The sequence below is a fragment of the Flavobacterium longum genome, from assembly GCF_965137575.1.
GTDB classification, from domain to species: Bacteria; Bacteroidota; Bacteroidia; order Flavobacteriales; family Flavobacteriaceae; genus Flavobacterium; species Flavobacterium longum.
Map to the genome: position 1 here is coordinate 388,404 of NZ_CBCRZJ010000002.1, position 25,329 is coordinate 413,732.

At 49.1% G+C, this 25,329-nt stretch carries 23 protein-coding genes; 9 read left to right on the top strand and 14 right to left on the bottom strand.

Translation table 11 applies throughout. The features are described from left to right. The first annotated feature begins 21 nt into the window (after nucleotides 1-21). The gene (locus tag ACM9J1_RS04740) at nucleotides 22-348 is read left to right on the top strand and encodes a 2Fe-2S iron-sulfur cluster-binding family protein (protein WP_415580798.1); all 327 of its coding nucleotides are present in this window, start codon (nucleotides 22-24) and stop codon (nucleotides 346-348) included. A 52-nt stretch (nucleotides 349-400) separates the two neighbouring features. Here the strand turns inward: ACM9J1_RS04740 and ACM9J1_RS04745 are convergent, their stop codons facing one another. The 6 genes from ACM9J1_RS04745 to ACM9J1_RS04770 form a co-directional block, all read right to left on the bottom strand. Continuing rightward, a complete protein-coding gene (locus tag ACM9J1_RS04745; protein WP_415580799.1) occupies nucleotides 401-1,792 on the bottom strand; it encodes a T9SS type A sorting domain-containing protein in 1,392 nt (463 codons plus the stop codon). 417 nt (nucleotides 1,793-2,209) lie between these two features. Then, nucleotides 2,210-2,902 (bottom strand): LytR/AlgR family response regulator transcription factor, encoded by a 693-nt coding sequence (locus ACM9J1_RS04750; RefSeq protein ID WP_415580800.1) that lies wholly within the window; start codon nucleotides 2,900-2,902, stop codon nucleotides 2,210-2,212. Beyond that, on the bottom strand, nucleotides 2,899-3,927 hold the full coding sequence (locus tag ACM9J1_RS04755) for a sensor histidine kinase (protein ID WP_415580801.1): 1,029 nt from the start codon (nucleotides 3,925-3,927) through the stop codon (nucleotides 2,899-2,901). Before ACM9J1_RS04755 ends, ACM9J1_RS04750 begins: the two co-directional genes overlap by 4 nt. Nucleotides 3,928-4,014: 87 nt before the next feature. Beyond that, nucleotides 4,015-4,704: an SGNH/GDSL hydrolase family protein gene (locus tag ACM9J1_RS04760; protein ID WP_415580802.1), complete on the bottom strand. Its 690-nt coding sequence runs from the start codon at nucleotides 4,702-4,704 to the stop codon at nucleotides 4,015-4,017. Nucleotides 4,705-4,743: 39 nt separating this feature from the next. After that, the gene (locus ACM9J1_RS04765) at nucleotides 4,744-5,520 is read right to left on the bottom strand and encodes a DUF3050 domain-containing protein (RefSeq protein ID WP_415580803.1); all 777 of its coding nucleotides are present in this window, start codon (nucleotides 5,518-5,520) and stop codon (nucleotides 4,744-4,746) included. Nucleotides 5,521-5,567: 47 nt separating this feature from the next. Then, on the bottom strand, nucleotides 5,568-6,746 hold the full coding sequence (locus tag ACM9J1_RS04770) for an acyl-CoA dehydrogenase family protein (RefSeq protein WP_415580804.1): 1,179 nt from the start codon (nucleotides 6,744-6,746) through the stop codon (nucleotides 5,568-5,570). Nucleotides 6,747-7,033: 287 nt separating this feature from the next. Between ACM9J1_RS04770 and ACM9J1_RS04775 the strand changes: the two genes are divergently transcribed. Further along, nucleotides 7,034-8,518: a carboxypeptidase-like regulatory domain-containing protein gene (locus tag ACM9J1_RS04775; protein ID WP_415580805.1), complete on the top strand. Its 1,485-nt coding sequence runs from the start codon at nucleotides 7,034-7,036 to the stop codon at nucleotides 8,516-8,518. Here the strand turns inward: ACM9J1_RS04775 and ACM9J1_RS04780 are convergent, their stop codons facing one another. The 3 genes from ACM9J1_RS04780 to ACM9J1_RS04790 form a co-directional block, all read right to left on the bottom strand. Continuing rightward, nucleotides 8,519-9,229: a tRNA1(Val) (adenine(37)-N6)-methyltransferase gene (locus ACM9J1_RS04780; protein WP_415580806.1), complete on the bottom strand. Its 711-nt coding sequence runs from the start codon at nucleotides 9,227-9,229 to the stop codon at nucleotides 8,519-8,521. A gap of 105 nt (nucleotides 9,230-9,334) precedes the next feature. Then, nucleotides 9,335-9,859, bottom strand: a complete 525-nt coding sequence (gene rimM / locus ACM9J1_RS04785; RefSeq protein ID WP_415580807.1) for a ribosome maturation factor RimM — start codon at nucleotides 9,857-9,859, stop codon at nucleotides 9,335-9,337. Between the two features lie 13 nt (nucleotides 9,860-9,872). Then, complete coding sequence (locus tag ACM9J1_RS04790) at nucleotides 9,873-10,523, bottom strand: 30S ribosomal protein S16 (RefSeq protein WP_415580808.1); 651 nt, start codon at nucleotides 10,521-10,523, stop codon at nucleotides 9,873-9,875. A gap of 190 nt (nucleotides 10,524-10,713) precedes the next feature. Here ACM9J1_RS04790 and ACM9J1_RS04795 point away from each other — a divergent pair, with 190 nt between their 5' ends. From ACM9J1_RS04795 to ACM9J1_RS04810, 4 genes are all read left to right on the top strand, one after another. Beyond that, on the top strand, nucleotides 10,714-11,190 hold the full coding sequence (locus ACM9J1_RS04795; protein WP_415580809.1) for a DUF6252 domain-containing protein: 477 nt from the start codon (nucleotides 10,714-10,716) through the stop codon (nucleotides 11,188-11,190). Between the two features lie 142 nt (nucleotides 11,191-11,332). Next, complete coding sequence (locus ACM9J1_RS04800) at nucleotides 11,333-11,707, top strand: RNA recognition motif domain-containing protein (RefSeq protein WP_415580810.1); 375 nt, start codon at nucleotides 11,333-11,335, stop codon at nucleotides 11,705-11,707. Nucleotides 11,708-11,859: 152 nt separating this feature from the next. Next, nucleotides 11,860-16,362, top strand: coding sequence for a DNA polymerase III subunit alpha (gene dnaE, locus ACM9J1_RS04805; protein ID WP_415580811.1), 4,503 nt, complete (start codon nucleotides 11,860-11,862; stop codon nucleotides 16,360-16,362). Beyond that, nucleotides 16,362-16,721 carry a TfoX/Sxy family protein gene (locus ACM9J1_RS04810; protein ID WP_415580812.1) on the top strand — a complete coding sequence of 120 codons (360 nt, stop codon included), beginning with the start codon at nucleotides 16,362-16,364 and terminating at the stop codon, nucleotides 16,719-16,721. Before dnaE ends, ACM9J1_RS04810 begins: the two co-directional genes overlap by 1 nt. Here the strand turns inward: ACM9J1_RS04810 and ACM9J1_RS04815 are convergent, their stop codons facing one another. The 3 genes from ACM9J1_RS04815 to ACM9J1_RS04825 form a co-directional block, all read right to left on the bottom strand. Beyond that, nucleotides 16,722-17,468 carry a LytR/AlgR family response regulator transcription factor gene (locus tag ACM9J1_RS04815; protein WP_415580813.1) on the bottom strand — a complete coding sequence of 249 codons (747 nt, stop codon included), beginning with the start codon at nucleotides 17,466-17,468 and terminating at the stop codon, nucleotides 16,722-16,724. After that, a complete protein-coding gene (locus tag ACM9J1_RS04820; protein WP_415580814.1) occupies nucleotides 17,465-17,956 on the bottom strand; it encodes a hypothetical protein in 492 nt (163 codons plus the stop codon). The genes ACM9J1_RS04815 and ACM9J1_RS04820 overlap by 4 nt, the downstream gene beginning before the upstream one ends. 62 nt (nucleotides 17,957-18,018) lie before the next feature. After that, nucleotides 18,019-19,869 carry a tetratricopeptide repeat-containing sensor histidine kinase gene (locus ACM9J1_RS04825; RefSeq protein WP_415580815.1) on the bottom strand — a complete coding sequence of 617 codons (1,851 nt, stop codon included), beginning with the start codon at nucleotides 19,867-19,869 and terminating at the stop codon, nucleotides 18,019-18,021. Between the two features lie 110 nt (nucleotides 19,870-19,979). On the opposite strand from ACM9J1_RS04825, the gene ACM9J1_RS04830 reads away from it, so the two are divergent. The 3 genes from ACM9J1_RS04830 (at nucleotide 19,980) to trxA (ending at nucleotide 22,382) form a co-directional block, all read left to right on the top strand. Then, nucleotides 19,980-20,666 (top strand): SIMPL domain-containing protein, encoded by a 687-nt coding sequence (locus tag ACM9J1_RS04830; RefSeq protein ID WP_415580816.1) that lies wholly within the window; start codon nucleotides 19,980-19,982, stop codon nucleotides 20,664-20,666. A gap of 15 nt (nucleotides 20,667-20,681) precedes the next feature. After that, complete coding sequence (locus ACM9J1_RS04835; protein WP_415580818.1) at nucleotides 20,682-21,854, top strand: hypothetical protein; 1,173 nt, start codon at nucleotides 20,682-20,684, stop codon at nucleotides 21,852-21,854. Nucleotides 21,855-22,064: 210 nt separating this feature from the next. Then, nucleotides 22,065-22,382: a thioredoxin gene (gene trxA / locus ACM9J1_RS04840; protein ID WP_415580819.1), complete on the top strand. Its 318-nt coding sequence runs from the start codon at nucleotides 22,065-22,067 to the stop codon at nucleotides 22,380-22,382. A gap of 276 nt (nucleotides 22,383-22,658) precedes the next feature. On the opposite strand, the gene ACM9J1_RS04845 is transcribed toward trxA, so the two are convergent. Together ACM9J1_RS04845 and ACM9J1_RS04850 are read right to left on the bottom strand one after the other, a co-directional pair. After that, nucleotides 22,659-24,620: an ATP-binding protein gene (locus tag ACM9J1_RS04845; protein ID WP_415580820.1), complete on the bottom strand. Its 1,962-nt coding sequence runs from the start codon at nucleotides 24,618-24,620 to the stop codon at nucleotides 22,659-22,661. Further along, nucleotides 24,617-25,321 (bottom strand): LytR/AlgR family response regulator transcription factor, encoded by a 705-nt coding sequence (locus ACM9J1_RS04850; protein ID WP_415580821.1) that lies wholly within the window; start codon nucleotides 25,319-25,321, stop codon nucleotides 24,617-24,619. The genes ACM9J1_RS04845 and ACM9J1_RS04850 overlap by 4 nt, the downstream gene beginning before the upstream one ends. Nucleotides 25,322-25,329 lie beyond the last annotated feature (8 nt).

Genomic DNA, 25,329 nt, shown 5'->3' on the forward strand with positions numbered 1-25,329 from the left:
ATTTGCGACAATACTTTTAACATGGACATCAAGATCAAAATTACCGACCGCGAAGGCCAAACCCACGAGGTGGAAGCGCCTACGGACATGAACATGAACATCATGGAGTTGGTGCGCGCCTATGAACTCGCGCCGGAAGGCACCATTGGCATCTGCGGCGGCATGGCGATGTGTGCGTCCTGCCAGTGTTATGTCTTGAACGACGTGGCGTTGCCGCCCAAAAACGACGACGAGGAAGCGATGCTTTCAGAAGCCTTCAACGTAAAAGCCAACAGCCGTTTGGGTTGTCAAATCCATATTTCACCCGAACTCGACGGGCTGGAAGTTGAACTCGCGCCCGAAGCCTGACCATAAAAAAAGCGGGACAAAATCCCGCTTCTTCGTATTCCTTTTTCATGAATTATTGCTTCACAAACTGCATCGTCTTGAATGCGCCGGCCTTGGCCAATTTGATGAAATAGATGCCGTTGCTCAAGCCCGACGTGTTTACCGTCAGGTCTGCGCCAGACGAAACGGCTTTCGAATGGACGAGTTGCCCCAATGTGTTGTACAATTCAAACGAATCAGGCAAGTCGTTGCTGTCGCCCATAGAAATTGCGATGAAGTCTTTGGCTGGGTTCGGATACAATTTCACACCTTCAAACAACCCTGTTCCCGGAACGGCCAATGGCGCGCTACAAGCATCGGAAGTTTTGAGCGACGCCCGGCGGATCGAGTTGTTCATCACGGCAATCATGCGTGCTTTTTGGTTCAGCGTAAAAATGTTCATGCACGTATCGTTGGTGTAATCCATGTAATTTTCAACCATGTCCGTGCCGGTCTGCGATGGGCAGGAATCATAAACGTCAAAGCAATCGTAGTTTTCTGTTGACGCCGCGGGCGTATCCGGGCAATAGTCTTTGTTGCTGTCGGTTCCGTTGACGTTGCACGATGAATTGTCGCCCCAGATGTGGATCAAGCCAAGGCAATGCCCAATTTCATGTGTGGCTGTGCGGCCTTTGTCATAATCTGCGAAGTAATTCGATGATGGCGCGATGTCTGACGTTCCGAAACAACGGTAATCGATAATGACGCCATCGGTAGTCGCGCCGCCCATGTTTGACGCCAAGCCGCCCAAACCGGAAGTGCTTGGGAACTGTGCGTAACCCAGGATGCCGTTCAACTCGGCACTGGCGCTGGAGCTGAAGTTTGCTACCCAAATATTGAAATACTGGGTCGGATCCCAAATGGTTTGCGGCTTCAAAGTGCCTTCAACCTGCGATTCTGTGGCCCAGGAAGCCATCCCTAAGTTCACACGGTCAATGCCATTGGTTGCCGTTCCGTCCGGTTTTTTCTGCGCCAAGCAGAATTCTATTTCGACGTCTGCGCCCACTTCACTTTCGTTGTATCCTGGCGTGTCCAGCATTCTGCGGAAATCCTGATTGAGTACCGTGATTTGCGACAGTACGCGTGCGTTGGAAATATTTTCATTCGCGCCCACCGCATCGCCGTTGTGGATAACGTGTACTACGACCGGAATCGTAATCACCGCGTTGACATTTCGCCCAGACAACAATTGCGCTTTCACTTCAGCCACTTTTGGCGCAATCCATTCTTCGAAAGCTTCACGCGAGGCGCGATCCGGGTTGTTGGCCTGCATGGCTTGCTCATATTCAGCAGACACGCAACGTACCAAGCCGTTGTGCGGGTTGATTTTTTCAAGTGGCTGGCCAAAAACCTGACGGCCGGCCTGCCCGTAAGAAAGGCCGGATGCCATCAGCAGGAAGCCCAAAATTTTGATAGTAGATTTCATTTTCATTTTTTTACAGGATGCGAATGTAGTCTAACATGATTTGAATGCCAAGCAAATGAGGTAAAAACATTCATTGTGTAGGTGAAAATTGAAGGCGAAAAAAAAGAGAGAAATTGCTTTCTCTCTTCCCATAAATAAACAACAACTAAACTAACCAATGCTTACGCACCAGTTTTTCTGTATCAGGAGGAACATTGCTGTTCTTGAAGCTTTCCAAAAAAACACCGTTTTTCCGATAAGCCAAACATGAAACCCAGCGAGTAGGGCGCCTATTCCAGGGCTTATCGGAATACGGCTAATGCTGAACAAACTTATCCACGTGCCGCGCCCAAGCAAAAAAAATGAGGTGAAATGGCATTTTTTAGCGGTGAAATTGCCAAGCGAAGAACATCACCCCATGACGCCCGTCAAACCCGTTCACTTTCCGCTGATAATGGACTGGAATGCGGCTTCATATCCGGCGCTTAACGGCACTTCTTCGGTTCCGATGAAAATGGTTTTGTTCCGGACTTTCTCGATTTTCGATATCTGGACGATGAAAGACCGATGCACCCGTATGAACGCCGAAGCAGGCAGTTTTTCCAAAATGGATTTCATCGTCATACGCGCCACAATCGTTTTTTGTCCGGCAATATGTATTTTGAGATAATCGTCCAATCCTTCGATGAAAAGAATGTCGGAAATCAGGATTTTATTTAGGCTGTAATCTGCGCGGATAAAGAGGTATTGCTCGGTCGCCGGCGTTTGGTTCCTATTTTCGTAAGCGGCCTTGGCTTTTTCCGCAGCTTGTTTGAAACGGTCGAATGAAAACGGTTTCAGCAGGTAATCAATCGCGTTGAGGTTGAAACCTTCCACGGCGTATTCGCTGAAGGCCGTCGTGAAAATCACCATCGTATCCTGTTCGATCGACGCAAAGAATTCAATCCCGTTTTGCTTGGGCATCTGGATGTCGAGAAAAATCAAATCCACCGGCTGTTTCCGAAGGTATTTGTGGGCTTCCTCGGTTTTGCTGAACGTCTTTTCCAAATTCACGAATTCAATGCGTGCACAGAAATTTTCAATCACTGTGAGCGCCAGCGGTTCGTCGTCAAGTGCAATCGCGCGAATCATGACAGTCTGATTTTTAAAGTGACACGGTAGGCTTTTTCGCCGTCTTCGATATGGAGTTCGTGTTGGTCAGGATAAATGTAATTCAGCCGTTTCTTCGTGTTGTCGATGCCTTGCTCGCTGCCTGAAGATTCGTGGAAGTTCATGGTCACTTGGTTGTTCGAAGCGACAAGCGTCAACAAGTTGTCCTGAATGTCGATGCTGATTGAAATCCTCCAATCTTCCTCGCCGTTCACGCCGTATTTGAATGCATTTTCGATAAATGGAATGATGACCAGCGGCGAAATCTGCTTGCCTTCCGGATTGCCCTTTACGAGGTAAGACAATTTGGAGTCGTCCACAATCCGGAGCCGTTGCAATTCGATGTAATCCGAAATGTAATCCAACTCCTTTTGCAGTGGCACGAAATCGTTGATGCTTTCAGTGACTACGTACCGCATCATGCCGGAGAGTTTGAGTACGGCATCTGGCGCGGCATCAGATTTTTCCAAGGTCAGCGCATACAAACTGTTGAGTGTGTTAAACAGGAAATGCGGATTGATTTGCGCCTTGAGATAAGAAACTTCTGCCTTCAGTTTTTCCTTTTCGGCATTGCGAAGCCTGCGGTTGATGCGCAAGTACAAAGCCAGGAAGAAAATCGCTGCAAACTGGACCAGCGAACGCAAATAGGAGAAGAAAAAATTCATCCGGCCGGAATGCCGGTGCGGTGGATGGAAATGCGGTCGGTGGTGCGGAAAATGCTCCGGAATCAGGATTTCAGGCAGGAAATTAATGATGAGATACGAACACACCAGCGCGAAGAAATAGGCGAGGAGTTTGCCCCTGAAATACAATCGGGGAATGAGCGCATAATAATTGACATAGAAAAAAAGCAGCAGGAAAACGAAAGAAAGGAAATTCCTTTTGAACGGCGTGACGCGCAACATGTGCTCCATTGCCCCGAAATCAGGCGATGAAAAAACCGGAAGGCTCAAAAAAATGAGACAACCCGTGGCATTGATGATGATTTGCCGAAACTTCTTGTTCATGGCCGAAAGTTAAGCGCCAAAACTAAAAAGAAATGCAGCCGGGTTAAAATTTTTGAGGTGAAACCCGTGATTGTGCAGATAAAGCGGTTACTCCAAAATATCTTTCGCCGGTTGCACGAGCCGCTCCACAAACTTTTTGTACGCTTTCCCTGACGGATGCAGGCCATCGAAGGCCACCAATTCCGGATCTGACAAGCCTTGTTGGGTAATGTCCGTGATGTAAACGAACCGGACGCCATTCGTCTGGCAGTACTGTTCGGCGAAACTGTTGTAGAGCGACAATTGTGTGGAAATCGTCGTGCCATTGCCCGTGAATTGCCCATATGGCGTGTAGGCGTAATCTGGAATAGACAACACGATGACTCGAGACTTGTCTCCGCCTGCCCGCGCAATCGCCTCATTGACCAATTGCGGGAATTCTGTCTGATAAAGGCTGAACGGCTTCTGCTGGTATTGGTTGTTTACCCCAATGAGCAACGTCACCAAATCATAATTGGACGGAAAAACCTCGTCGTTGATTTCATCGATGAGGTTGGTCGTGGTCCAGCCGGTCGTGGCGATGATTTTCAAATCCACACGAGATTGCGGAATCGACTTTTGCAGGCTGTCCTTGAGTTGGCTGGGAAAATTCTTCTCGAAGGCCACGCTCTCGCCAATGGTGTAACTGTCGCCGAGGGCGAGATATGTGAACACTTTGGTTGTCGTCGCGGCATCATCTTGCTGGCAACCGGTAATCGCCCCGATGAGCAGCAACAGTAGGAATCGTAGGTTGTGCATCTTTTTTAGGGGAAATTACGAATAAAAACGATTCGTGGTTTATGGCGCGGTCTGCAACGTTACGGCGTCGTCGATGGCGTTCCACAACCCGATGCGCCGGGCCAGCGCTTCTTTGGAAACAGCTTCGGCTTCGCGCCATTTCTGCGCATCTTCACCGCAAAGTTTCGCCACCATTTGCATCGCCATCGGGCCGTGTTCGTCCGCGTCAAGTTCAATGTGGCGCTCGAAATAGTATATCAGTGGGCGCAAGTCAATGCCGGTCATCTGCTTTTCAAAATGGCGCAGGATTTCGGTGAACATCGACGGGATCAAATCTTCACGGCCGAAGGTAAATGCCGCAGCAATGGCGTGCGGTTTCCCATCGGCAATTACCCGGAAAGTAAATTCCAGGAAGGCTTTTACGCCAAAAGGCAAATCGCTTTGTGAAATCGTTTGGAAAATGTCACCCTGAGCATGTAGTTTCCGGATAAAGTCCTCCATGCCCGATGTGTCTGCGCCGCAGGCTTTCATGGCTTCCAGATACATCTCGAAATGGCTCAATCGGCGGCCGTCCAAAGCCAGATCCGATTCTTCGGCCAAGACGATTTCGTTGATGAGGTAGCGTGTTTCGGGATCGGGTGTCGCGAACCACGGCGTGGTCGTACAGGTCAAATGTTGTTGCAATGCCTTGAGCAAAGACATGAAGTCCCAGACGGCGTAAACATGGTTTTCCAGAAATCGATGCAGGTCTGGAATCTTCTTGATTTTTTCGTATAACGGGTGCGAAAGCAACTGCTGCTTTTCGTTGGCGATGGCTTGGTAAATTTGCTGTTCCATAAAAAAACCTCCCAAATTGGAAGGTTCTCGTTTTTGAATTAATAATATTATTTGAACGCCGGAAAGCCAGTGATGTCCATGCCGGTAATCAGCAAATGGATGTCGTGCGTTCCTTCGTATGTAATCACGGATTCGAGGTTCATCATGTGGCGCATGATGGAGTATTCGCCGGTAATGCCCATACCGCCCAGGATTTGACGGGCTTCGCGGGCAATCTCGATGGCCATATTCACGTTGTTGCGCTTGGCCATGGAAATCTGGGCCGATGTGGCTTTGCCTTCGTTGCGCAATACGCCCAAACGCCAAGTCAGCAATTGCGCCTTGGTGATTTCGGTGATCATTTCGGCCAGTTTCTTCTGCTGTAATTGGGTGGCGCCAATCGGTTTGTCAAACTGGATGCGTTCTTTGGCGTAGCGAAGCGCTGTGTCGTAACAATCCATCGCCGCGCCGATCGCGCCCCAAGCGATTCCGTAACGGGCAGAATCCAGACAGCCCAGCGGTGCGCCGAGCCCTGATTTATTCGGGAGCAAGTTCTCTTTAGGGACTTTTACGTTGTCAAAAATCAATTCGCCGGTGGCCGACGCGCGCAACGACCATTTGTTGTGGGTTTCCGGGGTTGTGAAGCCTTCCATGCCACGTTCTACGATCAATCCGTGGATGCGTCCTTCTTCATTCTTCGCCCAGACGACGGCCACTTGTGCGAACGGCGCGTTGGAAATCCACATCTTGGCGCCGTTGAGCAAGTAATGGTCGCCCATGTCCTTGAAGTTGGTTACCATGCCGCCGGGGTTTGAACCGTGGTCAGGCTCGGTGAGCCCGAAACAGCCCATCCATTCGCCAGAAGCCAGTTTCGGCAAGTATTTCATGCGTTGCTCTTCGTTGCCGTATTTCCAGATCGGGTACATCACCAGTGACGATTGCACCGATGCCGTGGACCGTACGCCCGAATCGCCACGTTCGATTTCCTGCATGATCAATCCGTAGGAAATCTGGTCAAGCCCGGCACCGCCGTATTGTTCAGGAATGTATGGCCCAAATGCGCCGATGTCTGCCAGGCCTTTGATGATCTGGTTTGGGAATTCTGCGCGTTGTGCGTATTCTTCGATGATGGGCGATACGTCGCGCTTTACCCATTCGCGGGCGGCGTCGCGCACCAGTTTGTGTTCGTCCGACAGCAATTCGTCGAGGTTGTAATAATCTGGCGCCTGGAATAAATCTGGTTTCATGTCGTTATTTTTTAGCGGCCGCATGAATTGTGGGATGTTTTGCAATGATTTCCGCTGCGGCTAATGCGGTGCAAAAGTAAATAATTGGGTGTTAGCAATCAACGAAAACGATATATTTCTTACGTGATTTAACGACTGTTTACCGCGCCGTGTTTTTTCGGGTGACAGCGCGCCGTTAAAGCATCGCGGAACTTTTTTTGTACTATTTTCCTGAATGTTTCAATAAAAGTTTTATGTTTAATGCAACGAAAATGCACTCGTTTTCGTCCTACAACAAAACCTCACCCATGAAACACTTTTACGTTCTGATTGCATGCCTGATCGGGCTTTGCGCACAAGCCCAGATTACTGGGAAAATCGTTGATGCCAATACCGGCGACCCGATCCCGTACGCGAACATCCAATGCGACAACCAAGGCTTGATTTCCAATGAAGAAGGCTATTTCAGGATTGCGGAAGCCGGCACCACCGACGATACGCCGATCCTGATTTCCTACATCGGATATGCCGCCACGCAGGCCACACCCGCATCGCTCCGGTCTGAAATGACGGTGAAATTGATTCCGGCTACTTTCGAACTCGACGAAGTAACGGCACGCACGCCGCCCACGCCGGAAGTCATCATGGCGACCGTCCGTAAAAACCTCAAGGACAATTATAAAGCCGGCGAAAACCCGTTCCAGACGAAAATCTTCATGCGCGAAACCAGCGCCTTCACGCCAAAGAAACTGTTGATTGAACTGGAAAAATCAACCGGATTCACGAAAAACAATCTTAAAGCATTTAATGCCGACTTGGCGAAATTCACTTCCCGTGCGGTATCGAACCCGTCGAAGCAATACACCGATGTTTTGTTCAACTATTACGGCGTTCCAAAGAAGGCAACTTATAAAATGGCGGTCGCGAAAGCCACGAAACTCCACGACAAGAACAAATCGACTTCTATCGAGGACATGCAGGACAATGCCATGGACTTGTTCCTCAAACACCTTGACACGACCAAGTATTACCGCATCAAAAGCGGATGGTTCGGCACGCACGATACCGTGACCTTGCGCAAGGATTTCGTCAGCAACAAAAAGCAAAAACCCAGGACCGAATTGACCAGCCTGAAGAACAATTTCTATGGTGTCTTGAACGAAAATAGCGTATTCTCGAAAGATTTCGAGTTCATCCACGAGCCTAAGGATTACAGCTACAAGAACGAGGGTTCGGTATTATTGCCCGACGGGAATTTTGCCTATGTGGTCAGTTTCAGCCCGAACCGGAGCCGCGCCATTTATACCGGGAAAATGTACATCTCTGAAAATGATTTTGCCATCATCCGCGCCGATTACAAACTCGTGGACGGGAAAAAAGCCGGCGGACTGAATATGAAGTTGTTGCTCGGTGTGAAGTTTTCCGAAAACCTCAAATCCGGGACGATGATCTTCAACCAGCGCCCGGGCGGCGACGGCTATTATTTGCAGTATGCATCGGCGGAAACCGGTCAATATTTCTACCTGAACCGTCCGCTGAAATTCATCGAAATCACCAAAGAAGAAAAAGATGTCGTGGCTTTTGACCTCAAAATCGAAGGAAACATGTACAGCAAAACCGAATACTTGAATCTGGAGCGCAGCGAAGTTTCAGAATCGGAATTCGATGCGGCCAAGGAACCGGAATTCAAGTACCAAGCCATCAGCCAATACGATCCGAAATTGTGGGCCGACGTGGGCGGTATAGAGCCGCTGCAGGAAATGAAACGATTCAAGGCGGAAGAAACGCCTTAATTATAGTTTCAGGTAAAATTCTTTGACCAGCGCAGTAAAATCGGGCGTGTATTGGTGTCGCTCGATTTCGATGACGAGTTGATCAACCGGATAATGATCTAAACGATGCCTGCTTACCACGAGCAGGCTTCTTTTTTTCTCGGCATTGGGCGTGCCTGTCACCCGCGTGATTTTTACAGGATGTAATTCATTCTCGGCGGCGATTTCCAGAAACCGCGTTTCTTCTTTATAGGGAATGACGACCGATAAAATACCATTGTCAGACAGCAACACCGATGCGGCTTCGCACAAATCTTCAAACGGCAGCGATTTCAGTTGTCGGGCTTGGTCGCGCGCGGCGTCACCGGACGGCACATTCTCGGCGTAAAACGGCGGGTTGGACACGATCAAATCATAGGTTTCATCTTCGAGTTCGTCCATGAAATCATCCAGCGAAGCATGAAAGCAAAACAAGCGGTCATTCCAGGGCGATTGTTCGAAATTCTCTACGCATTGTTCGTAGGCGTTGCCGTCTATCTCGATAGCATCGATTTGCCCGGCCGATGATCGTTGCGCCAACATGAGCGCGATAAGTCCGGTTCCGGCGCCAATGTCCAGTATTGTATACGGATTGTGCGCGATCGGAGTCCATGCGCCGAGCAATACGCCGTCCGTCCCGACTTTCATGGCGCAGCGGTCTTGTTGGATGGTGAATTGTTTGAATTGAAACACGAAGGAAATTAATAATTAACAGATAATAATTAATAATGATAGAGCGAAAGGGAATTGCCGATTTGGGACAACGCTGACGTCAGTTCCCAAATTATTCATTATTAATTAAAGGTACATTTCCACCAACCCTTCAGGCAAATCCATGACGATGCGCTTGCCTTTGCGGTCAACTTCTACCAGGAATTGGTCGATCATCGGGATGAGGATTTGGGTGTCGCCACGCAGGACTTCGAAAAGCGTTTGCGCCGCGGAATCGTTGATGGACTCGATGCGCCCGACGATGCCCAGGCGTTTGTCTTCGATGTTGAACCCGATGACTTCGTGGAAATAAAATTTGTTGCCGGTAAGTTTGGGCAACATCTTGAGCGGTAAATACAGGCTTTGTCCGATGAGTTCGTCGGCACCGATTTCGTCATCGACATCTTCGAACTTGATGCGTAGGAAATCGTTTTTGTGCAGGTGACATTGTTCAATAAAAAATGGAATCAGGTTGTTGTCTAGTTCAACAAACACTGATTCCATATTTTGGTAGAGCTCGGGCTCGTCGGTATCAAGATACGCCAAGACTTCGCCCTTGAAGCTGAATTTTTTTGCGATTTTGCCCAGATAGAAGCAATCTTCCTTTTTCATGGGCAGGCAAAAATTACGCTTCTGCTTCTTCTGAACCTTCTTCGGCTGCCGGTGCTTCTTCAGCGGCTGGCGCTTCTTCCGCAGCAGCTTCTGCTACTGGTGTTTCTTCTGCAGCGTCGGCTACTGGAGCTTCTTCAGCCGCAGCTTCCACTACTTCTTCGGTAGCTTCTTCAGCCGCTTCCTCTGCATTTGCAGCAGCAATTAGGTCGGCTTCAGCTTTCTTGGCAGCAGCGATACGGTTTTCGTTCACTTCTTTTTCTGCTTTCAAGGCTTTTGCTTTGGCATCGGCTTTCGCTTTGTCCAAACCATCGGCTTTCGCAGTTACTTTTCCTGCTTTCTCGTCGAGCCATTTTGCCAATTTCGCATCGGCTTGCTCTTGGGTCAAAGCACCTTTGCGAACGCCGCCATCAAGGTGGTGTTTCAACAACGCGCCTTTGTAAGACAGGATTGCCCTTGCAGTGTCTGTTGGTTGTGCGCCGTTGTGCAACCATTGTACGGCAGCATCCAGGTTCAAATCAATCGTTGCAGGGTTGGTGTTCGGATTGTAAACGCCCAATTTTTCAAGGTATTTACCGTCCCTTTTTGAGCGTGCATCTGCCGCTACGACCCAGTAAAAAGGTTTTCCTTTTTTACCGTGCCTTTGAAGTCTAATCTTTACAGACATAATCTAGTGATTAAATTTGGGGTACTCGACCCCGGTTAATTAAGGGCGCAAAGATACATGTTTTTCATTAAGAAACTAATGCTGTCGCGAATTTTTATCGATGACTGCTTCGGGCAGATACAATTTTTTATAATTCTGTTAGCATTTTTGGTTTAAAAAACTATTTTTGTAAACTCAACCAAAAAACCCAATGAAAAAGATTGCCTCAATTCTTTTGCTAGTCTTCGTGTTGGTTTCCTGTACAACTGACGTTAAGCGGAACGATCCCGCTTTCGAAGCCTACAAAGATGATATCCGCTGGATGGCCAACACAACCTACGCAGAGTTGGCTGCCAATCAATCGATTACCATTACCGGTTTGAAACAGTTTGAGTCGGTTGTCCTGAAAGTAAGAAGCGTCAATCCAGGCACGTACCCGATTGGCGTCAATGCACTCACCACCGGCACGTACACCCATGATCGCGACGGTGTGGCATTGGAATACACCACCGGGCCGGGCGTAGGCGATGGCGAAGTGGTGATTGACGAATATGATCCCATAACCATGCGCATCAGCGGCACCTTCAGGTTCAATGCCCAGAAAGTAGGCGACGACCCGGAAGGCGGAAACGTGATGAATTTCCAGTATGGGTATTTCTATCGCGTACCGGTTGTTCCCGCTTTGTAAATTCCACCGAAACGCATACATAGCCATCCGTCAGGATGGCTTTCTGTTTATAATCTGTTGAAAACAAATAAAATAAATAACATGCAAAACCGGGTTCACCTAAAAATTTGGTTATCTTTGTTTTGAATTTAAAATCCACGGTATGAATATTTTTGTTGGAAGTCTTCCATTCGCCCTGAAGGAAGCAGAATTGAGAGAGTCGTTCGAGGCTTATGGAACGGTTGATTCCGTTAAGATTATTATGGACAAGGTCACAGGCCGCAGCAAAGGCTTTGGTTTTGTTGAAATGCCGGAGGATGATGAAGGTCAGGCGGCGATTAACGCATTGAATGGCGCTACTGTAATGGGCCGCGCTATCGTAGTAAACAAATCAGAACCGAGACCGGAAGGTGAACGCAGAAGCGGAGGCTTTGGCGGAGGCAATCGCGGTGGCGGTGGTTACGGCGGAGGCAATCGTGGTGGTGGCTACGGTGGTGGAAACCGTGGCGGCTACGGCAGCGATCGCGGCGGATATTAATATAGTATTTTATCTCCATAGACGAAAACCATCTGCAATTGCGGATGGTTTTTTTGTTGATAACTTGTCGGTTTTCTTTGGTCGGAAAAAATTATTTTTGAGGTCAGGATTTCACCTATTCCCGAAGTCTCAAGTAGCCACTTTTTTTACGCATGTATATTATTTTCGATACCGAAACCACCGGTTTGCCCAAACGGTGGGACGCCCCGATTTCTGATACCGGCAACTGGCCGCGCGCCATCCAGATTGCGTGGCAACTGCACGATAATATGGGCCGGCTCATCGAACACGAAGATTACTTGATCAGGCCCGATGGTTTCAACATTCCGTATGACGCGGAGCGCATCCACGGCATTTCCACCGAACTCGCCATGGAAGAAGGCGTGCCGCTTTTGGACGTACTCGAGAAGTTCAATGTGGCGTTATCCAAAGCCAAATTCATCGTCGGGCAAAACGTGGGGTTTGACGTCAACATCATGGGTTGCGAATACTTCCGGATGGGCATCGATTCGCCGCTGGGCCACAAAGTCCTCGACACTTGTACCGAGAATACCGCCAGCCTGCTGCAACTGCCCGGCGGTCGCGGCGGCCGTTACAAATTGCCGACCCTGACCGAACTGCATCAGTATTTGTTTCACGTGCCATTTGCCGAAGCGCACAATGCCACCGCCGACGTTGAGGCGACCACGCGGTGTTTCTTTGAGTTGTTGCGCCGTGAAGCTTTCACCAAGGAAGAACTCGATGTTCCGGCGGACTATTTCAGCCGTTTCAAACAAGAGAATCCAGCGGAAATCCAGCTCATCGGGTTAAAACACATCAACCTGAAAGCCGCTTCGGATGCCATCCGCGAGCGTTTCAAACAAGCCGAACAAACTTCGCAACAGCCTGTTTCCCCGCGCACAGACATCAGTTTGGCCGACGTGGATTTCGTGCACTTGCACAACCATACGCAGTTCTCGGTGTTGCAATCTACGATTAGTGTGGGCGCGCTCGTGAAGGCCGCCATCAAGCACAAGATGCCGGCCGTGGCCATGACCGATCATGCCAATTTGATGGGTGCGTTCCAATTCGTGCGCGACATCCTGAACCACAACAAATCGGTTGATGCGAAATTGAAAGCCGCCGAAGACTCTGGTGAACCGGTCACCGATGTTAAAATGAAACCCATTGTCGGGTGCGAGTTTTACGTTTGCGAAGACCACAAAGACCGCACGCGAAAAGACAACGGCTACCAGATCGTGATGCTCGCCAAGACCAAGAAAGGCTACCACAACCTGGCGAAAATGTCGTCCATCGCCTACACGGAAGGCTTTTACTACGTGCCGAGGATCGACCGCAACGTCATCCAGCAATACAAAGAAGACATCATTGTCTTGTCAGGCAACTTGTCGGGCGAAATCCCGAACAAACTCCTGAACATCGGCGAGAACCAGGCCGAGGAAGCACTCGTTTGGTGGAAAGAGACTTTCGGCGCAGATTTCTACATCGAAGTCATGCGCCACAACCAGGAAGACGAAAACCGCGTCAATGCCAGCCTGATTGCGCTCGCCCGGAAACACGGCGTAAAAATCGTCGCAACGAATAACATCTTTTACCTTGAAAAAGAAGATGCCAAAGCGCACGACATTTTGCTGTGTGTGCGCGATGGCGAGAAAATAAATACGCCGGTTGGCCGTGGCCGCGGCTACCGATACGGCCTCCCGAACCAGGAATATTACTTCAAGCCGGGCGACCAGATGAAGGAACTCTTCAAGGATTTGCCCGAAGCGATTGCGAACATTTCCGAAATCGTCGAACAGATTGAGATCTTTGATTTGTCGCGCAACGTACTGCTTCCGAAATTCCAGATTCCACAAGCGTTCGAAGTCATAGAAGACACGGCCGACGGCGGCAAACGGGGCGAGAACAAATACCTGCGCCACCTGACGTACGAAGGCGCGAAACGCCGTTACAAGGAATTGACGCCAGAGATTACCGAACGCATCGATTTTGAATTACTGACGATCGAAAATTCGGGCTATCCCGGTTACTTTTTGATTGTACAGGATTTCATTGCCGAGGCGCGAAAGATGGGCGTTTCCGTTGGGCCGGGCCGTGGTTCTGCGGCTGGTTCGGTGGTGGCGTATTGTTTGGGCATCACGAACATCGATCCGCTGGAGTATTCACTGCTCTTTGAGAGATTCCTGAACCCAGACCGCGTGTCGCTTCCCGATATCGATATTGACTTTGACGACGAAGGCCGCAGCAAGGTCATGGATTACGTCATCCAGAAATACGGCGCGAAACAAGTGGCGCAAATCATCACCTACGGTACGATGGCCGCGAAATCGTCCATTAAAGATACGGCGCGCGTGCTGGACTTACCACTGTTCGAAGCCGAACGCATCTCGAAAATGATTCCGGGAACGTTGTCTTTGGCCAAGATTTTCGGGATGGACGAGGCCAAACTCAAACAAGCCGTCCGCTCTGAGGAATTCGACCGTGTCAAGGAATTGATTGACCTGGAGAAAAACTCCGATTTGAGCGGGCAAACCATCCAACAGGCCAAGTTGCTCGAAGGTACGCTGCGCAACACCGGTATCCACGCGTGCGGCGTCATCATTACCCCAGACGACATCACGAACTTTGTTCCGGTGGCCACGGCAAAGGATTCGGATCTGTATGTGACGCAGTTCGACAACTCGGTCGTGGAAAGCGCCGGATTGCTCAAGATGGACTTCCTCGGACTGAAGACCTTGACGCTCATCAAAGACACGGTAAAGCTCGTGAAATACCGCACGGGCAAAGAACTCGACCCGGACAGTTTCCCGATAGACGACGTCAAAACCTATGAGCTTTTCCAGCGTGGCGAAACGGTCGGGATTTTCCAGTACGAATCGCCCGGCATGCAGAAATACATGAAGGAACTCAAGCCTACGGTGTTTGGCGATTTGATTGCGATGAACGCGCTCTATCGTCCGGGACCGATTGCTTACATTCCATCGTTCATCAAGCGGAAGAACGGCGAAGAGGAAATCGTGTACGACTTGCCGGCCTGCGAAGAATTGCTGAAAGACACGTACGGAATTACCGTATATCAGGAACAGGTCATGCTCCTGTCACAAAAACTGGCGAATTTTTCCAAGGGCGACGCCGACGTGTTGCGTAAAGCCATGGGTAAGAAGCAGCGCGATGTACTGGATAAGATGAAGCCGAAATTCGTCAGTCAGGCGGCCGCCAACGGCCATCCCGAAGACATTTTGGAGAAAATCTGGAAAGACTGGGAAGCCTTCGCCGAATATGCCTTCAACAAATCGCACTCTACGTGTTACGCTTGGATTGCCTACCAAACGGCCTATCTCAAGGCGAACTATCCGGCAGAATACATGGCCGCCGTGCTCTCGAACAACATGAACGACATCAAACAGGTATCGTTCTTCATGGAAGAATGTAAACGCATGGGCTTGCAAGTGCTCGGGCCGTGCGTGAACGAATCGTTCTACAAGTTTACGGTAAACGAACATTACGCGATCCGATTCGGGATGGGCGCGATCAAAGGCGTCGGGATGGGCGCGGTGGAAACCATCGTATCGACCAGAAAGGACGGCAAATACAAGTCAATCTTCGATTTGGCCAAACGCGTCGATTTGCGCGCGGCCAATAAGAAAGCTTTCGAAAATCTGGCGCTGGCCGGCGGGTTCGATGCCTTTTCGGAAACCAAGCGTTCGCAGTATTTCCACGATGAAGGCGACGGCATTACGTTCCTGGAAAAGGCCATGCGTTACGGATCCAAATTTCAGGAAAACGAGAACTCGTCGCAAGTGAGTTTGTTTGGCGAGGCGAGCGAAGTCCAAATCCCGGAACCGGTTGTGCCGCCGTGCGAAGATTGGAGCACGATGGAAAAACTCAGCCGCGAGAAAGAAGTCGTCGGGATTTACATTTCCGGGCATCCGCTCGACGATTTCCGCTACGAGATGAAGTATTTCTGCAACGTCAAACTGGAAGCGCTTAAAAACCTCGAACCTTATATCGGAAAGACGCTTACGTTTGCGGGCATCGTCACCAATGTACAATACCGTACGACCAAAACCGGTAAGGATTGGGGCATGTTTACCCTGGAAGGTTTTGATGAAAGCCACGAGTTTAGGATGTTCGATGATGAATTCCTCAAGTTCCGACATTATTTGTCCAACAACCGTTTCGTGTATTTCCGGGTCAATGTGCGCGAAGGTTGGATCAACAAGGAAACCGGCAAACGCTCTGAGCCGCGCATCCAATTCCTGGAAGTGAAACAGTTGCAGGACGTGCTGGAATCTTACGCCAAAAAGCTCACGCTGTTGCTTGACATCCGCGACATCCGCAATGAATTCGTCCACCAGTTGAGCCATGTCTTCCAAGCCAACAAAGGCGACCATTCGGTGTGTTTCGAGGTCATGGAAACCGAGCAGATCCGCCGCACGATCGAGGCAACGGCCGTTGCGGTTTCGGATGAGGTATCGACAGACGAGAATATCCCGGACGGTGAAATGACCGAGGAAATCGACGTGACTACGGAAGTCGAGGAAACGCGAATCGTTACCAAATTGTCCATGCCGAGTCGGAAAGTGAAAGTGAAGATTTGCGGCGAATTGCTGCAGGAACTGGAGCGGATGGATTTGAATTTTAGGCTGAACTGATGGCGTACCACGAAAATACCGCGCAACGGATACGGGCATTTTTCCAAGAAAAGAATGCCGATTTCTACGAAAAGAAAATGTTCGCCGGCGTGTGTTTTATGGTGGACGACAAAATGTGTTGCGGGACGCACATCGACAAATCTTCGGGTCAGGATTACCTGCTGTGCCGCATCGGCGATGAAGCCTACCAATCGGCGCTCGAAAAGCCGAATGTCATTCCCATGGAATTCACGGGTAAGGCGATGAAAGGCTATGTATTTGTGACCGAAGACGGATTCCGAAAGCCGAGCGATTTGCATTTCTGGCTGTCGAAATGCCTCGATTTCAATCCGCTGGCCAAGGTGAGCAAGAAAAAATAGCTATTTGAAATTCTTTAGGAATTCCTCTTTATACGTTGGCGACACCTCTATTTCGCTGTCGTCTTCCAAAGTCAGGTAGCCGCCTTTGTTGTACTTTTTGACGAAATTCAAATTCACAATGTGTGATTTGTGTACACGCAAAAAAGGCAGCGGCAGGATTTCGTCGAAATGTTTCAGGAAGCGACAGGCCATTTTTTTCTGGCCATTGGATAGATGCAAATCGGTGAAGTTGCCGTTGCCGCGTAGCCTGACGATGTCTTCCATTTTTACGACTTCAAAACCTTCCATCGTGGGCAAGATCACTTGCTGTTTTTCGGGTTTGGTTTCGCGGAAATTCTCGACGATGATCTGGTTGCGGTTGAACAATTCCTGCGTCGCGATTTGTTGCTGGACCTTGTTGACGGCGATAATCAATTCCTCGATGGAAATCGGTTTCAATAGATAATAAGCCGCACTTTGGTTGAGTGCTTTTAACGAATATTCAGAAAACGCCGTCACGAAAATCGTCTCGAATTGCAAATCCTTGCAGGCTTCCAATACGTCAAACGCATTCCCGAAAGGCATTTCCACATCCAGGAAAACCAATTGTGGTTTCATCTCATGCAAAAGCGGGACGGCTTCCTTGATGTTTTGCGCTTCGCCCACGACGTCTACCTGCGGGCAATATTTCTGCAGGTAATTGCGCAAGACTTCGCGTGCTGCCGATTCGTCTTCTACAATGACGCTTCTAATTTTTTGCGGGCTCATTTGGTTGAAGTGTATTTTCCGTTGACAAACCGATACGTGCCGATATTGTGGTCGGGCTTTGCGTCTTTTGATCCGCAGAAATTGTCGATGATGATCTCGCCCGAATCGGTAACGATTAGGTCATAACTGTATTTTTCGCTGCCTTTTCTGCGATCGTTAGGCGTCATCGAAGCGCGGAAGATGTCATAATCGTATGACCAAAGACTAACGGCTTCGAACAATAACGTCTTGGTATCCGGATTCCATATTTCGTACTTCCCGATGTTTTTTGTCTCAGTGATGTCAAACGAGCCGCCGTGGTCACTCGTATGCCCGACACCTCGCCTGAATAAAACCAATTCCTTGGCGCCGACGCCGTCAATCTGGATTTCCTTGACCAATGTCACCGAACCCGGAGGAAGTTGGATGCGCCCCAAATCAAGTTTCTTCAAATAGAGCGTGTCTTTTCCGCCGTCGTACACATATAAATTGGCATCCGCCGGGCGCACAGTTTGACTCTGCGCCAACACCGCAAAAGGCCATATACAACTTAAAAAAAGCCAAACGGTTTTCATGGAATCTTGTTGATTACAGGGAATGTGATGGTGACGATTGTTCCGCTCTGCGACGCGTCTTTTTCTGCAACCGACAACTCGATTTCCGTCTTGTACAATTCGTTGAGCAGCGCCATCCGTTCGCGCGTGTTGGTGATGCCGCGCGATTGGTGCACGAGTTGGTTCTTGGTTTTGAGTTCGCGGCTTTTCGTCAGCCCGATGCCGTCGTCGTCAATCGTAACGCAAACTTTGCCTGATTTGAGGGTGAACTTCAATTGCAGTAATCCTTTGGTTTCCTTGTAGCGCAGCCCGTGCCAGATGGCGTTTTCCAGGTGCGGCTGCACAATCATGTTCGGGATGAACGTGGTTTCGGCATCGAGGTTTTCGTCTACCGAAATCACGAAATCAAATTTGTCGCGAAACCGCATGTGTTCCAACTCGAGGTATTTTGTCAGCTGATCGATCTCATTGGCGACGGTCACGAAGTCGCGGTTCGAATTTTCCATCATCGTACGCATCAGGGTGGAATACGACGACAAATATTTGTTGGCCTCGCGCTCGTTGTTCTGCGAAATGAATTGGTTGACGCTGTTCAAACTGTTGAAGATGAAATGCGGATTCATCTCGCGGCGCAAGGATTGCAACGCGATTTCCTTGTTCTTGGTCTGGATCGCGCGCAATGCCCGGACGATGAAAAAGAACAGCAACAGCAACAAAATCACGGAGCCGAGTAATACGTAATTGAAAAGATTTTTCTTGGAAATGAGTTCGTCCTTGAGTTTCTTTTCGCTCTCTAGTTGCTTGATTTTTTCCTCTGTGAGTTGGAACGTCTTGGCATCGATCAGCGTGCTGTCCGAGGCGATGAGTTTGTCGAAGTTGCGGAAGAATTCGTCATACAATGCGATGCTTTTTTGCTGGTCGCCGCGCGCACGGTAATAGTCGAGCAGTTGCGACAGGCTGGCTTTGGCGTCGGCGGTTTTGCCGTTGGCGAATGAAATGTCGTAGGCTTTCCGGAGTGCGTTGACGGCTTTTTGTGTGTCCTTTTTCTTGAAATAAATGCCGCCCAATGTTTGCCATTGCTTGATCTGCGTATCGACGTTGTTGCTGTTTTCGGCCTTGGAGAGCACTTGCTGCGTGAGGTTGATGGCTTTGTCGAATTCGTTGTTCTCGGCGTACGTACCGGCAATCTGGTTGGTGATTTCGGCCACTTTTTCCGGTTTGTCCTTGACGTATGGCAGCGCTTTTTTGAGGTTGACGATCGCTTTGTCGGCATCGTCATTTTCGAAGTTTAAAGCTGCTTTCTGGACGTAGGCTTCGGCCACTTCGTCTTTTTGTTTTTCCTTGTCGAGCGATTGGATTTTCTCGTCGATCAACTTGGTTTGCACCTGCGGTTTGCTCGCGTTCTGCAACCGGTTGAAGTCGGCGTTGTTGATGCGCTCGGCGCTTTTGTCGATGGCGACTTCTTCGGCCTTTTTGTAGTTGCTCGCTGCGGCGGCCATTTTGTTCTGCGATTCCTGCACCTTGGCCAGGCTTCGGCTCACCCGCGAGATGTCGTCCGCGCTTTTCAGTTTGGTGAAAACGGTGAGCGCTTTCTTGAAGTATTCTTCGGCTTTGGCGTTGTCGCCTTTGTCCAAAAATCGTTGGGCAACACTTTCGTAACCTCTCGCGATGCCGGCTTCGTCGTTTTTCTTGAATGAGGTTTCCAGTCGTTTCGTGTCCGATTCAAATTTCTTCGACTTCGATTGTTTCACCTTCGGCTGTAGCGTGTCCTGCGCCGCCGCGCCCAGTGGCATCAGCATCGACAATAAAAAAATGAATGTGTAGCAGGACAATCGCATGGCTGTAATCTTGGTTGTAAAGTAAATCAAATTCAAACGGTTTTCCTATCGTTTTCACCAAGTCAAGGTGGCGTTTCACCCAGTCTGCAAATGGCGCGTTCCAATTGAAAATACTTTTGACTCAACAAAACGCCTGAAACATGAAAGCCATTTTAACCACACTCTTACTCGCTGCGACGATTGTTGTGTACAGCCAAAACAGCGACACCAGAAAATACATCGAAGTTACCGGAAGCGCCGAAATGACCATACAACCCGATGAGGTGGAACTTGAAATCACCTTGGGCGACAACAGCAAAGTCGGGAAACTCGACCAAGTGGAAGCCGATTTCAAGGCCGTGTTGAAGAAGCACAACATCAAAGCCGAGTCGGTGAAATTCCAGAGTTCATCCGATTGGTATTGGTGGTATTGGTGGAACGATCACTACCGCCGCAACCAGCAAACCGTCCGGGTAAAGCTTGACAACAAGACCAATATTCTAAAGTTCGTACAAGATCTGGATCGGAAATGGACACACAATATCCAAATCGTCAATACCAGCCACAAGCAAATGACGCAGTTCCGTAAAGACGTCAAGATCGAAGCCATCAAGGCCGCCAAGTTGAAGGCGCAATATTTAACCGAAGCCGTTGGCGAGAAATTGGGCGGCGTGCTCGCGATAGACGAACTGCCCGAAATCCAGGAAAACCGCTACTGGTTCCACAACAACGTTCAGAATAGCATGAGCAATTCGGTGATCAGCCAAGACAGTGGCGCCGAAGCCATCGACAATGCCAAAGCGCTGAAGTTGCGCTATGAAATCAAAGTAAAGTTCGCAGTACAATAATTAAAATCCAACATCATGAAAAAGTCAATCACACTGCTCGCCGCGCTACTCGTTACAGTAGCCGCAGATGCCCACCGCAATCCAAACCTGCGTTATGCTACGGTCAAAAGAACCGTTGTTACCGAAACCAAAAGGCCACGCCCTGACCAGACCAAAATCCAGGTCGCGCTGCTGCTCGATACTTCAAACAGTATGGATGGCCTTATCGAACAAGCCAAGTCAAGGCTTTGGAACATCGTCAATACGCTCACCACACTCAAATACAACGGGCAAACGCCAAACATCGAAATCTCCTTGTACGAGTACGGCAACGACGGATTGTCTGTAGAACGAAACTACATCAGGCAAGTAACACCGCTCACGACCGATCTGGATTTGATTTCTGAGAAATTGTTCTCTTTGCGCACCAACGGCGGTTCTGAATATTGCGGCGCCGTGATTGCCGATGCCACGCGTCAGCTCAGTTGGGGCGATGGACGCGCAGACATGAAGCTGATATACATTTCCGGAAACGAGAGTTTTAGCCAGGGCGGCATCAGTTATCGTGAAGCCATTGGTGACGCGCTCCGAAAAGGTATTTACGTGAACACCATTTATTGCGGACGCCAGACCGAAGGCGTTTCACTGCTCTGGAAAGACGGCGCCGACCGCGGCCAAGGCAAGTTCTTCAATATCGATTCGAACCAAGCCGTGGAGTACATCGCGACACCGTATGATGACCAGATTACCCAGTGTAACATCAGGATCAACAATACCTACATCGGGTACGGCGCACAAGGTTCATATAAAAAGCAGGCGCAGTTGGAACAGGACAAAAATGCCGAAACGGTGTCAAAAGCCAACTTCGCAGAGCGCGCCGTGAGCAAATCAAAAGCAGTCTATAAAAATGACAGCTGGGATTTGGTCGATAAGGTAAAGGACGACAAACAAGCGGTGCAAAAGCTCAAAAAAGAAGAGCTGCCAAAGGAGTTACAGAACAAGACGACCGCTGAAATCACCGCGTATGTTGACCAGAAAGCGAAAGAGCGCGAAGCCATCCAAAAGGAAATCGGTGAACTCGCCAAGAAACGCCAGGCTTACATCGATGAGCAAGCCAAAAAGAACAAAAAACAAGACGATCTGGGCAATGCCATGAGCACCTCTATCGTAGCGTACGCCAAGCAAAAAGGGTACACCATACAGCTTTAAAGTGTCGTATTGTTGGAGCGAAAGGCCTTCCGGGAAATCGGGAGGCTTTTCTTTTAACCTCAAACCCCAACCTTAAAACCATTAGTTCCAAGCCTCGAAACCGCCAATCCCAAACCTTATATCCGCATAGGCAAAACAAATTCTTTTAAGACAAATTTTAAGTTTAATTGTCTAATTTTGTGTCTCAAAATAATTTAACAGACAAGTATCATGGCACAAACAATAACAGATGCAAACTTCGAGGAAGTGGTATTGAAATCAGACAAGCCCGTAATGGTTGACTTTTGGGCAGCTTGGTGTGGCCCATGCCGCATGGTTGGCCCAATCATCGACCAGATCAGCGAGGAATACGACGGTAAAGCGGTCGTAGGCAAAGTCGATGTAGATGCGAACCAAGAATTTGCGGCCAAATACGGCGTGCGCAACATCCCGACCGTATTGGTGTTCAAGAACGGTGAAGTGGTGGGCCGCCAAGTTGGCGTAGCGCCGAAACAGACGTATGCAGACTCGCTCAACGCCGTGTTGTAAGCAAAAAACAAACTGAGATAGAAGCCCGATTCGTTCGGGCTTTTTTTATGGATGGATTGTAATGGTCGTGCCTTCTCCGGGCTCGGCAATCCCGCGGCGAACCCGAAAGAACGCGCGGAAATTCCGTCAGCGTCTTGTCCGAAGCCATCCACATCTTGGTGACTTATGAGGAATAAGTAAGAAAAAAATCTTGCTACGACCTGCCATCAAAAAAGACAGCTATTAAAAATTTGCTTTTTTGGGTGAACGGGCTTGGCGTAATCGGAGCCTGTTCCTTTACGGAAACGTCAGCGTAAATGTGGTGCCGACGCCTTTTTCAGACCTTACAGATACTTCGCAGCCTATCGCCGCCGCCATGTCCCGGATGATGTGCAGGCCAAGCCCTGTCCCGATACCCAGCGTTTCGTTTGGATCATACAAGGCTTTGAATGCAGCGTCGTCTGCACCAGGGCCGTTGTCTGAAACCTTCAGGGTTTTTCCGTCGGCTTTAATCGTTACCTGAGCGTTTTCCGTGCCGTTCAGCGCATTGACGGCATTCGCGGTCAAATTCCGCAAGATGGTTTTTAAGTAATGCTCATCGGTTTGCCACTGGATATTCCCCGGATTTTCGAACGTGATTTTGGCGTGGCCAACGTGCGAGAAATGTTTTTGCAGATCGTCAAAGACCCAGGCAAGTTTCACCGGTTTGGTTTGCGGGGTAAAATCCATTTCGCCCTTGCTCCAAAGCAAAAGATCTTCCATGGATTCCAATAAATCTTCCGCCGACGCAATGGTTTTGTCCTGCATTTCCCGGCGCGTGCGGTTGTCCAGAAGTTCCGGATCTTCTCTCTGCAGGTGCAGGAATCCGATGAGGTTCGATAGCGGACTTTTCAAGTCATGGTTCAAAATCCCAAGGAAACGCGCCTTGACCTTATTCGCCTGATCCAGTTCCGTGTTGAGGTTTTGCAACAGTTCATTGTTCTTCTTCTGGATGCGGCTTTGGCGGAAAATGAGCAGCGCAACAACAACCAAAAATCCCAGTCCGACAATCAGGAACCACTTTTGCCGTGTAGCATCCTTGACTTCCAATGCGCTGATTTTGTTTTTTGCCGCCAGCGATTTAATCCGTTGCTCCTTTTTTTCAGCTTCATATTTTCGGAGCAAATCTTCGGTCGTTTGGGCCGTCTCGAGTTTGTAGATTTCGTCTCGCGCCACATTGGAAGCCGTAAGGTATTGATAGGCTTCTTTGTATTTGCCCATTTCCTGCATCAGTTCTGACAGCTGGTGGTTGATCGTGAACAACGGCTCGGGCTTTTCCATTTCCTTGGCGATGGCCAACGATTTCAGGAAATATCTCTCGGCTTCCAGATAGCGTTTTTGTTGCTGATACAGGCTTCCGAGTGACTGGTACAAGACTTTGAAGGGTTCGGTCACTTCTAATTCATGGCAGATTTTTTCGGCCTTGAACAGGTTTTTCTCCGCTGCGTTAAATTGGCTGCTGAACCGTTGGACACGCGCAAGATTGATGAGCAAATCGGTTTGGAGCAGTTTGTAACTGGACTTTTCGGCATGGGCCAATCCGTTCTTGAAATGCGCCATCGCCTCTGGATACTTTTCTTGGTCATCATAAAGGTTCCCGATGTCATTCTCATAAATGGCAATGCCCCAATCACTGTTGAGCTCTTTTTCGATAGCCAGCGCCTTGTTGAAATAAACCAACGCCTCATCATATTTTTTGTAGAATTTCAGGTTTGCGCCAAATTGTGAGTACGGCGCGCTTTTCATCGGACTCAGCTTTTTCTTTTCCTGAAAATCAATCAGTTTCTTCGCGTATTCGGTCGCCTTTTCGCGATTGCCCATATCATTGTAGATGATCATGATGTTGTTGAGCGAATTCTGGTAGAGTTTGTCGGGCAATTTGTATTTGACGATGAGTTTTTCGGCCTCAAGGAAATACACCATCGCCTTTTCAGGTTTCTGTTGCGAATACTCAACGATGCCGCGCATGTTCATCGCTTTGTAATAGCCGGAATTCCATTTGATTTTTTTCGTCAGCGTTTCAATCTGCGCAATGATTTTCGGCACTTCATCATATTTGCCTTCCTGAACCTTGAGGAACGCCATTTCATTCAACGCCTGTACATAATTGCTGTCCTGCGGCTTTGTGGCGAGATAGACCTTGAGTGAGTCCGCGGTTTTTGGGACTTGCCCCGACAACAATCCGAACGATGACAAAAAAACCAACAGCCAATATCTCATAATTCGGTGCTTAAAATGTCTTTGTAACTGCGCCCGACGGGTATCGAAACGCCATTGTCCAACAATACTTCAGTGGCCTTGATACGTTTGACGAAATGCCTGTTTACCGCATAGCTCCGATGGATGCGGACGAAATTCCTGTACTCCGGTTCCTGCAGCAAATTGCCCAAGTTGAACGGCGTTGAATGGTTTTCGGACGGCAACGCAAGTTTCGTATAATCCTTCAATGCCTCAAGGTAACGTACTTCATGCAGGTCGATTCGCGTCTTGCCAAATCCGTCTTTGACATACACCGGATCGGTGCCGATGGCCGCATCGAACAACGCTGCTTTCTGGCGTAATATCATGTATTCTTCAATGCGCCGCGCCGTTTGGGCGAAGCGTTCGCTACGGACAGGTTTTTCGATAAAGTCTAGCGTGTCGAGTTCAAAAGTTCTTGTGGCATGTTCAGGATGCGACGTAATGAAGACGCAAACCGGAACATGCATCGCCAATTTGCGCACTTCGAGCCCGGAAATCATCGGCATATCAATGTCGAGGAAAAGCACGTCGATGCCCGATTTTTCAAGTAAAGGCATCGCTTCAGCCGCCGATTTGAAAGCGCCGGACAATTCCAGCGTTGCGTATTTTTTGACTTGCGCGATGACGGCCAAACGGTCAATGTCATCGTCGTCGATAATCAGGCAGGAAAAAGTCCGCATAGCGTGGC